We start from the raw sequence: 11,587 nt of genomic DNA, 5'->3' as shown, positions 1-11,587 counted from the left end.
GTTCATGGGCGCCACGTACAGCAGGGTGACGGTGGTCGGTCGGCGGCGGCGGATGGACGCCGTACTGCCGGTCGACGAGCCGCTCGGGAAGCTGTTGCCGGACCTGATGCAGATGCTGGACGAGCCGGTGGAACGGTGGCCGCGACGCAGGTTCCTGACCACCGTCAGCGGAGAGCAGGTGGCGCCGGAGTACAGCCTGGCCAGTGCGCGGCTCGGCGATGGCGCGGTGCTCCGGCTGATGGCCGAGGGCGAACTGCCGCCGGCGCCGACGGTGTACGACATCACCGAGGAGACGGTCGACGACCTGGATCGGCGGGCGACCGCGTTCCAGCCCAGGCACCGCCGGGCCCTGGCCGGTGCTGCCTTGGTGGTGAGCGTGCTGGCGGGCGTGGTCGCGCTGGTCACGCAGGCGGAATCGGACCTGGCCTTGTTCCTGCTGCTCGTGCTCACCACACTGACCGGGTTCGTCGGTGTTGTGCTCGGCCGCTATCAGCGACCGGTGGTCGGTATCCCGTTGCTGTCGATCGCCACCGGATGCCTCGCGATCGGCCTGGTGGTCTGGGCGATCGCCGGCGGCTGGTCGGTGCCGATGGCGTACGCCGCCGGTGCGGCCGGGGTAGGGATTGGCGCCGTCCTGTTCGCCGGGGCCGGACTGGCCCGCGGCGGGGTGCTCGGCGGCTCGGTCACCGTGGCGTTCGCCGTGTGCTGGATCGGTGGGGTGCGGCTCGGTATCGACGCGGATCGGGTCGGTGTGGTGGCCGGCGCGTTGTCCGTGCTGGTGCTCGGGTTGCTGCCGCGGATCGGGCTTGCGATGTCGGGGCTGACCGCGCTCGACGACCGGCGGGCTCAGGGCGTGGAGGTCCAGCGCACCGACGTCCATGCGGCGATCAACGCGGCGCATCTCGGGATCGCGCTGGCCACGGTTCCGGTCGCGATGTCGTCGGTGGCGTCGGCCGTCGTGATGCTGCGGAGCTGGAACGGCTGGTCGATCAGCGTCGCGGTGCTGCTGGCGTTCCTGCTCGCGTCCCGGGCGCGCCTGTACCCGCTGCTGACCGAGGTCGCGGTCCTCTGCGCGGCGGCGCTGAGCATCATGCTGGTGCTCACGTTCGTCCTGTCCACCAAGGAAGCCGGAGGCGCGCTGATCGCGGTCGGCCTCCTGGTCGTGGTCGGCATGGTCGCCGCCTTCGGCATGCGCCCGGAGTCCCCCCAGCACCTCCAGGCCCGCGCCGCCCAACTCCTCGACGCGATCGAGGTCACCGCCATGATCGCTTTCGTCCCACTCGCCTTCGGAGTCTTCGACCTGTATGCGAAACTGCTGAACGTCGCCTAACCAGGAGGTTCCCGCAGTGAGTGGTGCTGCGGGCTTGCTCCTTGGCGGGGTCGTCCTACTCGGAGCCTTCGTCCAATGGCTCACGGGCATGGGTTTCGCCCTGGTCGCCGTACCCGCACTCGTGATGGTGCTCGGCCCGACAGACGGAGTCTCGTTCGCGAACTGCGCCGCCGGAGTCGTATGCCTCCTCGGCCTGTCCCGCGGGTGGCGCCAGGTGCGCTTGCGGGCGATGGTCCCGCTGGTGATCGCCGCCGCGTGTACGGCGCCGCTCGGCGCCTGGTTCTCTAGTGTCCTGCCCGAGCCGGTGCTGATGGTGGTGATGGGCGGACTCGTGACGGTGACCGCGGCGTTGTTGATGAGCGGTCTCCGCGTGCGCGCGCTGAAAGGCCTCGCCGGCGCGCTGACAGCAGGTGCGGCCGGCGGTTTCATGAACACGGCCGCCGGCCTGGGCGGACCTCCGGTGTCGCTGTACGCCGTCAACGCGAACTGGACGATCCGCGAATTCGTGCCGAACGCCCTCTTCTACGGCACGATCGTCAACATCTTCTCCCTCGTCACCCGCGGCGTACCTCCACTCGCGGTCGACGAATGGCTCGTGGCAGCCGCCGGGCTGCTGCTCGGCGCGGGCCTGGGCGCGCTGTTGGCCGGGCGGATCCCGGACCGAGTGGCCCGGATGCTGGTGCTGTCGCTAGCAGTTGCCGGTGGCATCGTCACGGCGATCAAAGGGCTCAGAGGTCTGTAAAGCCCAAGCGCGCCGAGCCGGTGAAGGTTGCCGTGGGGGATTCGAGGAGGTCGAGTTCGAGTACGACGAGGTTGTTGGTGCCCTGCTCCAGGAGAGGTGCCGGCACGTAGAGGGTTTCCTGGGGGCCGCGGCGCCAGTAGCGGCCCAGGCAGAAGCCGTTGATCCAGGCGATGCCCTTGCCCCAGGCATCGGTTCGCAGAAACAGGTCGGACTCGCCGTCGGTCTCGAACGTCGCGCGCCACGCGGTCGGCCCGATGCCGAGCGCGGACGGGGTCGATCCGGCGCAGTGCCACAGCTGCGGGACCCTGTCGAGGTCGATCCCGCACGCGGTCCAGCCGGTGAGTTCCTCGGTGCCGACGCGGATCGGGCCGATGAGGCCCTTGGGCTCGCCGATGCGGGGTCCGTAGTTGACCCGGCCCTGGTCCTCGACGACGAGCTCGAGCCGTCCGCGGGTGTGGGGGAGCATGATCGCGCGCTCGTGGCGTTCGCGTTCCAGGACACCGACCGGTGCGCCGTCCAGGAACACCTGCACGCGGTCGCGGACCTCGCCGAAGGTCAGCATGGCCGGTCCGCCGTGCCGCAGTTCGGTCCGGAAGATCGCGAGCCGCACGTCCAGGTCGTCGAGCGTCGGCGGTTCCTGATGTTCCGACCACGTTCCACCGGAGCCCTGGAGGAGCCCGACCGGATCGGACAGCGCGACCGTGAACTCCGGTGCGGCCGGCTTCGACGCAGGCACGGTGTCCGGCACCGGCGCATACCGCGAGATCACCTCACGGAACGCATGGAACTTCTCCGTCGGGTTCCCCGCCTCGTCGAGCGGTGCGTCGTAGTCGTACGACGTGATGGTCGGGCGGTACACGCCCTTGTCGTTGGCCCCGCTCGACAGTCCGAAGTTCGTACCACCGTGGAACATGTAGATGTTCACCGACGCCCCGGCCGCGAGCAACGCATCGAGCTCCGCCGCCGCATCGCTCGCCGACGTCGTGTGGTGGCGTCCGCCCCAGTAGTCGAACCATCCGTCCCAGAACTCCATGCACATCAAGGGCCCGGTCGGCTGGTGCTTCCGTAGAGTTTCGAGCCGCGTGGTGACCCGGGAACCGAACGACGCGGTCCGCAGTACGCCGTCCAGCCCGCCCGCGGCCAGCATCGCGTCCGTCGGCTGGTCCACGGTGACGAGCGGAACGGTCGTACCGGCGCTCCGGATGACCTCGGCGATTGCCTTCAAGTAGGTCTGGTCGTCCCCGAACGCGCCGTACTCGTTCTCGACCTGCACGAGCAGCACCGGTCCGCCCTGGTCGATCTGCAGCGGCCGGACGATCTCCAGCACATCCCGCAGGTACTGCGTGACCGCGGACATGAACGCCGGCTCGTACCGGCGTACCCCTGCACTGTCGTCGCGGAAGAGCCAGGCCGGGAGCCCGCCGTTGTCGAGCTCCGCGCAGATGTACGGCCCGGGCCGCACGATCGCGTACAACCCGGCGGCCTGGACCTCGCGGAGGAACCGCCCGAGGTCGAGCATCCCGGAGGTGTCGAAGACGCCGGGGCGCGGGCTGTGCAGGTTCCACGGGACGTAGGTCTCGATGGTGTTGAGCCCCATCAGCCGTGCCTTCTCGATCCGGTCCGCCCAGCAGTCCGGGTGCATCCGGAAGTAGTGCAGGGCGCCGGAGATGATCTGCAACGGGCGGCCGTCCAGGACGAAGTCGGACTCACCGATGGCGAAGTCAGGCATGGGCTCTCATCTCTTGTTTACGTAAACATTCTTGACGATAACCGGACTCGCGGGCGGCTGTCCACCCGGATCAGCGGCGGGTACGGCGGCGCTTGCGGGGTGCCGCCGTGCTCTGCCGGACGATGAGCGGGGCGGCCACCGTTCCGTGGTACCCGGTCAACTGCTCCCGCCCGCCGAGCTGCCGCATGATGACCTCGACGAGGTCGTGACCGATCTGATGGAACTCCTGCCGGACCGTCGTCAGCGGCGGCCAGAGGTGCCGGGCGAGGTCGACGTCGTCGAATCCGACGACACTCACGTCGTCCGGCACCCGGCGGCCGGCCTCGTGCAGTGCGTGGATCAGGCCGGCTGCCATCTCGTCGTTCGCCGCGAAGACCGCGGTGACATCGTCCCGTTGCGCGATCTCGCTCCCGATCGCGTAGCCCGCATCCGCGGACCAGTCACCGCCGAACGGTTCCGGCACCTCGCATCCCGCATCTTCCAGGGTCTGCCGCCAGGCCGTCGCCCGGAGGTCCGCGGGGCCGGAGTCGGCCGGCCCTGCGATGTGGTGCACGGTCGCGTGCCCGAGATCCAGCAGGTGCTGGACCGCGGCGCGGCTGCCGCCGACCTGATCGGCGCCGACCGCCGGATGGTGCCCGATGAACCGCGAGTCGGACACCGCGACCGGCAGGGTCGGCGGCAGCGACAGCGCCGCCGGGGTCGCGGTCTCGGCGCGGATGATGATCAAGCCGTCGATCGCCTGGTGGCTGAGGTGCTGCACGGCTTCGCTGACGTCGGTCGAGGACGGGCTCTCGACGTCGACGAGGCTGACCGAGTACCCCTCCCGGCGGGCGGCCTCGATCACCGCCTCGATGGTCTTCGACTCACCGGTCCGGATCACCTGGTGCGCGATCAGACCGATCGACCGGAAGTTGCCTCGGCGCAGCGCCCGCGCGGCGAGGTTCGGGGCGTACCCGAGCTGCTTCATCGCGTCGAGCACCCGGTCCCGGGTCTCGGCCTTGACCGGCTCCGAGCCGGTCGAGACCCGGGAGACGGTCTGCGCCGAGACACCGGCCAGCCGCGCGACGTCGCCGATCGACGGTCCCGACTTCGGGTGTCCCTTGACCCCGCGGCGCGCGCCCCTGACCTCACTCGACATGGCGACAGCATAAGTGGGCCCTAGTTACTACGGGCGACCATCAGCCAGCTGACCTGGATGTCGGGGGAGCGGGTCGGCGCGATCGACACCGTGATCTTGCCGTCGGCACCGACCGCGATCCCGCCGTACGACGCCGCGACGCCGGTCGCGGTGAACAGTCGCTGCTGGTCGACGACGGACCCGTTGACGGTCACCTCGGCCGCGCGGTTGGCCCACGGCCACGGGTCGTAGTACCCCGCGTGGACCGTGTACGTGCCCGGCTCGAGGCCTTCGAACGTGTAGACCAGCGGCTCGTGATCCTTGGCGTACCGCAGCGTGGTGTAGAGGTCGCCGGTACCGGCCGGAGCGCTCGAACCCGTGTAACCCCAGTGCGTGCCCGTCGCGGGATCAGTCCCCAGCGGCTGTTCCGGTGCCGAGTTGAGCAGTGGCTGTTGGGTCGACGCGAGCTGGGTCAGGCGTGTCCAGTCGGGCGTGGCGGTCCCGCCGGCGTTCACGGCGTACCGCAGACCGTGCGGCACGACCACGACCGAGCGAGTAAACGTCCTGCCGTCCGCCAGCGTGCCGCGCAGGGTCGCGGGTCCCGCTTGCGCGATGCTCGACGGGTCCCACGTGACGGCGAGCTGCTGCGATCCGCGAGCGGTTGTCACCGTGACGGCGGCCGGTAGTGCACTCGTGTCGTTCAGCCAGACGGTGTCCGGGATCGTGCTCGTGACGGTCCACCGGGTGTACGGCGTCAGGTCGCCCAGCGTCCACTCGGTGTCCGGGCCGATGGTGAGCGCGCCGCCTTCGCCGAAGCTCATCGGCATCCAGACGTACGGCGCGTTCGCGAGATCGTTGGGGGTCCACCGGTCGCCCATGAAGACGAACTTGTTGTGCTTCTGGTCGACCGGAATCACGTTGGTGCTCTGCGACCGGTACGTGGTCGCCGCGCCGTCCCCGGAGATCGGGGACCCGCGGTCGGTGAACTGGCCCAGGACGTTCTGCGAGGTCGCGTAGCGCGCCGGGTTCGGGTCCCAGCCGGTGGCACCTGACGTCACCAGGTAGTAGGTGCCGTCCGACTTGAATATGGCCGGCGCCTCCCGCTGGTTGCACGCGAGGGTCCGGGTGAAGTCCTTGCCCTGTACGGCGTTCTCGGGTGCCGCGGACAGGTACGTGTACGCCTTGTTGAGCTTGGAGACGTACATCGTCCGGTTCTCCTCGGACGAGTAGATGATGTACGCCGTACCGTCGTCGTCCACGAACAGGTTCATGTCCCGCGCCATCCCGCCGGCCGGGTCGAACGCGGACGACGTACCGCACCACGGCACCGAGTCGCTCGGCACCCGGTTCAGGCGGTACGAGTCGATCCAGCGGAACGGGCCCTTCGGCGAGTCCGCGACCGCCACCCCGGCCTCGGCGCGGGCGTACGTCGACGTACTGGTCGGTGACGACGGGCCGTCGGAGTGCACCCACATCACCCACTTGCCGGTGCTCTTGTTGTAGATCACCTTGGGGCGTTCGAGGATCGACGGCCGCGCCCAGCCGTCGGTGCGGACGCTGTTGGTCGACAGGTCGCGCCAGACGACGTCCTTCTGTTCGGGCGTGTACTTCTTGTAGAGCTTGGCGAAGTACGGGTCGTTCGCGAACTGGTCGGGGGAGTTCATCGCACGGAGTGCGAGACCCTCGTCCTTCCAGTTGTAGAGGTCGTACGACGAGTACAGGTGCACACCCGGGCTGTCGTAGTAGCCGTTGCTGCGATCCTCGCCGTACCAGTAGTAGATGCGTCGACCGCGCTGGTCCGTCGACGGCACGACCTGCCCGCCGTGGGCCTGAACGACCTTGCCGCTGGTGTCCAGCCAGGGCTCGCCTGGGCGGAAGGACGTGTTCGCCGAGGGCTCGACGGAGTTGGCCGGGGTCGCCGGCAGACCAAGCACGACCGCGGCGAGCACCACGGCCCCAAGAGCTCTTCGTTTCATCGACGCTTACCTCCGGGCGGGGAGAATGTTTACGTAAACAGAACGAGCCCCATGATTAGAGCGCGCCACTCATCCGGCGTCAAGAGCCCACCCGTCCACTAGTCTGTTGCAATGATTGCAATAGTGGTCGCGGCGGTGTTCTTCGCCGGTATGGGGCTCTACGGGCTTGTCCTGCCCGCGGCGCTGGTGCGACCGTTCGGGATCGAGGCGTCGGGGCCTGACGCACGCAACGAGGTGCGTGCGGTGTACGGCGGATTCGGCCTCGCGATCGCCGGGCTGCTGGTCGCCGCGGCGCTCGACGACGGGATCCGGCGCGGCGCGGTGATCGCGGTCGCGGTCGCGCTGGGCGGCATGGCCGCGGGCCGGCTGATCGGTGCCCTACGTGATCGGCCGCGGGCGTTCTATCCGTCGTGGTTCTACTTCTGTGTGGAGGTCGTCCTCGGCGGCGTGCTGTGGTTCGCGGTGAGTTGAGCGGCGTCTTGGATCACCAGCCGGGGAGTACCAGTGCGGCCCAGACGAGTAGTGGGCCGGCTGCGACCACGATCACGCTGTAGGTGAGGATCTGCCGGTAGTACACGGGTTCCGCGATGGTGTCCGGGCGGTTCGCGAGGATCAGCGCGCCGTTGGTGGAGAACGGGCTGACGTCGACGATCGTCGACGCGATCGCGAGTGCGGCGACGAAGAGGCCGGCGCTGATCCCGCCGTGGCCGATCAGCGGTACGGCGATCGGGATGATCACCGGCAGCAGCGCGGTCGACGACGCGAACGCCGACACAACGCCACCGACGTAACACAGGACGAGCGCCCCGATCACCGCTGCTCCGAGCCCGGCGGCCCACGTGCCGACGAACTGCGGCGCACCGGATTCGGTGAGAATCGCGGCGTACGTGCTGACCCCCGCGACCAGCAGCACCGTCGGCCAGGCCACCTGCTTGATCGCGTCCTTGTGCTCGGTCGGCGACAGGATCGCCAGCAGTACGGCGGCGGTGATCGCGACGAACCCGATGTTCTTGTCGAACACGAGCGCCACCACGGCCACGCCGACGAACGCGATCAGCGTCAGCAGCTGATCCCGGCGTACCCCGCGAGTGAGCGTCCCGACCGGGGCCGGGGCGCCGGGGTGCAGGTCCTCGGTGACGTCGTCGTCGAGGTCGGCGCGCTGGTGCATCAGTTTCCGGCCGCCGAAGACGATGAACAGGATCGTCGCCATCACCAGGTTGACGACGAGGCTGGACAGGAAGACCGTCAGCTCACTGGACGGCAGCTTGGCGTCCTCCATCACCGAGTTGGTGATCGTGCCGTAGATGCTGATCGGCGAGAACCCGCCGCCCTGCGCGCCGTGCACGACGAACATGCCCATCATCAGCGGGTTGATCTTGTAGCGCGCGGCGAAGCCGAGCGCGATCGGCCCGATGATCGCGCATGCGGCCGGGCTGGCGGCGCCGATCGCGGTCAGGACGGCGGTGACCGTGAACATCACCCACGGAATCAGCGCGACCCGGCCGCCGACGGCCCGGACCGCACTGGCGACGATCAGGTCGACGGTGCCGTTGTTCTTCGCGATCGCGAACAGATAGGTGACACCGATCAGCGTGAGGATCAGGTCGCCGCTGACGCCGGCCAGGATCTCCTTCTCGCTGAGGTGCAACGAGTAGACGCCGACCAGCCACGCCGCGACGTACGCGAGCGCGCCCATGTTGATCGGCAGGATCGTGCCGACGACGAACAGTGCGACGAGCGTCAGGATCGCAACCCACTCTGGTCCCATGACGTGTCCTTCTTCCGGGGCGGGGGACGCGCAGTGGCCTAGCCAATAGCCCAATGGGCCACTTGTCAATAAGGTACTGACATGGAGTCGCCGCCTGCTCGTCCCGCACCGCCACGACCGGTCCCGCGGTCCCGCCTGTACGAGCAGGTCGCCGACCAGATCAGCACCTGGATCATCGAGAACGACCTCCTGCCGGGCGATCGGCTGCCACCGGAGCGAGAGCTGGCGCAGCGACTCGGCGTGAGCCGGGCGACGCTGAGCCAGGCGTTGGTCGCGCTCGAGGTGATCGGTGCGGTCATGGTTCGGCACGGCGACGGTACGGTGCTGACCGACCGCGCCCGGACCGCGCCGGTGATGGAGGCGATCCGCGCGCATGCCGACCGGCTGCCCGAGATCATCGAGGCCCGCGACGCACTCGAGTCGAAGCTGGCTGCGCTGGCGGCGTCCCGTCGTACCGACGCCGACCTGATCGCGATCCGGTCCGCCCTGGAGACGATGGAGCGTGACATCGAGGCGGGCGGCCGGGGCGTCGAGGGCGACGAGGCCTTCCACGGAGCGGTGACCGCGGCGGCGCGATCGGGGTTGCTGGCAAAGATGATGACCGCCATCCACGACTTGATCCGGGAGACCCGGCTGGAGTCGTTGTCCCAGCCCGGCCGGCCCCGCGAGTCGCTCGCCGGCCATCAGAAGGTCGCGGACGCGATCGCCGCGGGCGATCCGGACGCCGCCGCACTGGCCATGCACGAGCACGTGATGCTGGTGTCCGACGTCGCGTTGCTGCGGGACAGGACGTGAACGGGGTCGAGCATCTGGCGATCATCGCGGCCGGGCTCGGAGCCGGTGTACTCACGTCCACCGTCGGCGTCGCGTCGCTGATCAGCTTCCCGGCGCTGATCGCGTTGGGGATCCCGCCGGTCGTGGCGAACGCCTCGAACACAATCGGCCTCCTGCCCGGCGCGCTCAGCGGTTCGTTCGGGTACCGCCGCGAGCTGCGCGAGGTCTCCCGGCCCACGACGATCGCGGTCGTGCTGACCTGTGCGATCGGCGCGATCGGCGGCGCCGTACTGCTGCTCGCCCTGCCGCCAGGCGTGTTCGCCGCGGCGGCGCCGTGGCTCATCCTCTTCACCTGCCTGATCGTCGGCGTCCAGCCGTGGATCTCCCGGTGGCTGCGTTCCCGGCACGACGAGCCGCAGGCGACGCGGACGACGATGACCCCGGCGACGACGTTCTTCGCCGCGCTGACCGGCGTGTACGGCGGGTACTTCGGCGCGGGCGCGGGCGTGATGATGATGGCGGTGCTCGGCCTCGGCCTGGACCTCGAACTGCGCGTCGTCAACGCCCTCAAAACCCTGTCCCTGCTGGCCGCGAACCTCGTGGCCAGTGTCATCTTCGTCTTCATCGCCGACCTGAACCCGACCGCGATCGTGCTGCTCGCGATCGGGTCCGTGGCCGGCGGGTACGTCGGCTCGCATATCGGCCGCCGACTGCCGAGCGGCCTGCTCCGCGTCCTGATCGTGCTCGCGGGTATCACCGCTGCCGTGTTGATGCTGCGTTGATTTTTGCGTTGATTCAGGAGTCCCAGATCGGGCCGAGCGCTGGAATGCCCAGGCGCTCCAGGCCATGGACGACGGACCAGGTGAGCTTCCGGTTCGACACGCAGATCACCGCCTCCGCACCGGATTCCTCGTACGCCGAGTAGGCGAGCTTCACCATGTCCGGTTTGCCGTTCGCGTCGGTGTCCCAGATCAGCGCGTCCGGCTGCGCGGACAGGATCTCGTCGACCAGTTCCTGTCCGTACGTCTTGACCGGGTCGCGCGTCACCCACACCAGTTTGTGCGGCACGCGGGCTGCCAGGACGTGCGCGAGCACCGGCCCGATCCCGCTACCGGTCACCAGGTAGACGACTCGGCGGAAGACCGTCCCGTAGTTCGCCATACCTGCTGTGGCGACACCGCGGACCCAGATGTGCGTCGGTGGATTGTCGATGAAGTCACTGGTCCAGTCGCCGGCGCGCGACACGGTCATCCGGAACCCGGGCGCGCCCGGCGTCGGGATCACGGCGAAGCTGTGCCATTGCTGCAAGGGATGCCGTGCGATCGCACGTGCCGAACCGGCCATCGGACGACTGCGACCGGCCCGTACGAGCGCGACGTGGGACGACGGCCGCACGACGTCGATCGGGATGCGCCGCAGCATCAACCACGGTACGAGTGAACTGATCGTGGTGAGCATCAGGACCCACACGGTCGGCGTACCGGCGAGTGCCTCGAGAAGTGGTGCGGTACCTCGCCGCTCGTCCGCGAGCAGGACCGCGCCGATCCAGAACAGCAAGGACAATCCCCAGCCGCCGAAGCGGTGAACGCGCTCGAACAGGTCGTGCTGCTTGGCGCGCGCACTGGGCCGCGCAGTGATCACGATCGCTAGCAGCGCTAGCGCTTGCAGGTAGTACACCAGCAGCAGCGTCGAGCCGACCCGACCGGTGGCGACGACGGTCAGCGCAAGGAACCACAAGGTGCCGCAGACTGCACCACCCACGTGCAGTCCGCCCAGGTGATAGCCCTTCGCCAACGCCCACCGAAGCCGCAGCGGCCACGACTTCGGCGCCTTCATCACACACCGGGAAAGCCAGTTCACGACGAACTGCTGGCGTACCAGAATTCCCACCGTGAAATTCACCTGTGCGACCAGCGCGAGCACGGCGACGTCGTTCCACCAATGACCGCGCAGTGCGCACAGAACATTCACCATCAGGACGAGCAGTGCCAGCCGATTGCTCTGCATCAGTCGCGGATGCTTGAGGACACGGCGTCCCCACGGCAACGGCTCCGGCAACCGGACATCCGGCAACGCCGGAGCACAACGAACCACAGACATGAATTCCCCCGAATTTCAGTACCACCCCTGGTAATGCAGCTTGAGACGCCT

The 11,587-nt window shown here is 68.8% G+C and carries 10 protein-coding genes; 5 read left to right on the top strand and 5 right to left on the bottom strand.

Annotated elements, in window-relative coordinates; genetic code table 11:
- Positions 1–4: 4 nt before the first annotated feature.
- Both E0H92_RS40535 and E0H92_RS40530 read left to right on the top strand, forming a co-directional pair.
- Positions 5–1,330, top strand: a complete 1,326-nt coding sequence (locus E0H92_RS40535) for an EsaB/YukD family protein (protein WP_131463111.1) — start codon at positions 5–7, stop codon at positions 1,328–1,330.
- A 16-nt stretch (positions 1,331–1,346) separates the two neighbouring features.
- The gene (locus E0H92_RS40530) at positions 1,347–2,072 is read left to right on the top strand and encodes a sulfite exporter TauE/SafE family protein (protein WP_202874080.1); all 726 of its coding nucleotides are present in this window, start codon (positions 1,347–1,349) and stop codon (positions 2,070–2,072) included.
- On the opposite strand, the gene E0H92_RS40525 is transcribed toward E0H92_RS40530, so the two are convergent.
- From E0H92_RS40525 to E0H92_RS40515, 3 genes are all read right to left on the bottom strand, one after another.
- Positions 2,059–3,801: a glycoside hydrolase family 35 protein gene (locus E0H92_RS40525; RefSeq protein WP_131463112.1), complete on the bottom strand. Its 1,743-nt coding sequence runs from the start codon at positions 3,799–3,801 to the stop codon at positions 2,059–2,061. The two genes, E0H92_RS40530 and E0H92_RS40525, sit on opposite strands and share 14 nt — an antisense overlap.
- A gap of 70 nt (positions 3,802–3,871) precedes the next feature.
- Entirely contained in the window at positions 3,872–4,939 is a 1,068-nt protein-coding gene (locus E0H92_RS40520; protein ID WP_131500032.1) for a LacI family DNA-binding transcriptional regulator, read from the bottom strand.
- 20 nt (positions 4,940–4,959) lie between these two features.
- Positions 4,960–6,894 (bottom strand): glycoside hydrolase family 43 protein, encoded by a 1,935-nt coding sequence (locus E0H92_RS40515; protein ID WP_131500031.1) that lies wholly within the window; start codon positions 6,892–6,894, stop codon positions 4,960–4,962.
- A 111-nt stretch (positions 6,895–7,005) separates the two neighbouring features.
- Here E0H92_RS40515 and E0H92_RS40510 point away from each other — a divergent pair, with 111 nt between their 5' ends.
- Positions 7,006–7,365 (top strand): DUF4345 domain-containing protein, encoded by a 360-nt coding sequence (locus E0H92_RS40510; RefSeq protein ID WP_131500030.1) that lies wholly within the window; start codon positions 7,006–7,008, stop codon positions 7,363–7,365.
- Positions 7,366–7,378: 13 nt separating this feature from the next.
- Here E0H92_RS40510 and E0H92_RS40505 read toward each other — a convergent pair whose 3' ends face one another.
- Positions 7,379–8,662, bottom strand: coding sequence for an SLC13 family permease (locus tag E0H92_RS40505; RefSeq protein WP_131500029.1), 1,284 nt, complete (start codon positions 8,660–8,662; stop codon positions 7,379–7,381).
- Between the two features lie 81 nt (positions 8,663–8,743).
- Between E0H92_RS40505 and E0H92_RS40500 the strand changes: the two genes are divergently transcribed.
- Together E0H92_RS40500 and E0H92_RS40495 are read left to right on the top strand one after the other, a co-directional pair.
- The gene (locus E0H92_RS40500) at positions 8,744–9,457 is read left to right on the top strand and encodes a FadR/GntR family transcriptional regulator (RefSeq protein ID WP_131500028.1); all 714 of its coding nucleotides are present in this window, start codon (positions 8,744–8,746) and stop codon (positions 9,455–9,457) included.
- Complete coding sequence (locus E0H92_RS40495; RefSeq protein ID WP_131463118.1) at positions 9,454–10,218, top strand: sulfite exporter TauE/SafE family protein; 765 nt, start codon at positions 9,454–9,456, stop codon at positions 10,216–10,218. The genes E0H92_RS40500 and E0H92_RS40495 overlap by 4 nt, the downstream gene beginning before the upstream one ends.
- A 13-nt stretch (positions 10,219–10,231) precedes the next feature.
- Here E0H92_RS40495 and E0H92_RS40490 read toward each other — a convergent pair whose 3' ends face one another.
- Positions 10,232–11,536, bottom strand: a complete 1,305-nt coding sequence (locus E0H92_RS40490) for a ferredoxin reductase domain-containing protein (protein ID WP_131500027.1) — start codon at positions 11,534–11,536, stop codon at positions 10,232–10,234.
- Positions 11,537–11,587: the final 51 nt, after the last annotated feature.

The sequence above is a fragment of the Kribbella speibonae genome (assembly GCF_004331375.1).
In the GTDB taxonomy this organism is placed as follows: Bacteria; Actinomycetota; Actinomycetes; order Propionibacteriales; family Kribbellaceae; genus Kribbella; species Kribbella sindirgiensis.
Note: the sequence above shows the minus strand (reverse complement) of the source record. Positions and strands in the feature narration are given on the sequence as shown.

Excerpts from the sequence above, each read along its gene's own strand:
- E0H92_RS40535 (WP_131463111.1), top strand. The coding sequence starts at position 5 with ATGGGCGCCACGTACAGCAGGGTGACGGTGGTCGGTCGGCGGCGGCGG.
- E0H92_RS40525 (WP_131463112.1), bottom strand. The coding sequence starts at position 3,801 with ATGCCTGACTTCGCCATCGGTGAGTCCGACTTCGTCCTGGACGGCCGC.
- E0H92_RS40520 (WP_131500032.1), bottom strand. The coding sequence starts at position 4,939 with ATGTCGAGTGAGGTCAGGGGCGCGCGCCGCGGGGTCAAGGGACACCCG.
- E0H92_RS40515 (WP_131500031.1), bottom strand. The coding sequence starts at position 6,894 with ATGAAACGAAGAGCTCTTGGGGCCGTGGTGCTCGCCGCGGTCGTGCTT.
- E0H92_RS40510 (WP_131500030.1), top strand. The coding sequence starts at position 7,006 with ATGATTGCAATAGTGGTCGCGGCGGTGTTCTTCGCCGGTATGGGGCTC.
- E0H92_RS40505 (WP_131500029.1), bottom strand. The coding sequence starts at position 8,662 with ATGGGACCAGAGTGGGTTGCGATCCTGACGCTCGTCGCACTGTTCGTC.
- E0H92_RS40500 (WP_131500028.1), top strand. The coding sequence starts at position 8,744 with ATGGAGTCGCCGCCTGCTCGTCCCGCACCGCCACGACCGGTCCCGCGG.
- E0H92_RS40490 (WP_131500027.1), bottom strand. The coding sequence starts at position 11,536 with ATGTCTGTGGTTCGTTGTGCTCCGGCGTTGCCGGATGTCCGGTTGCCG.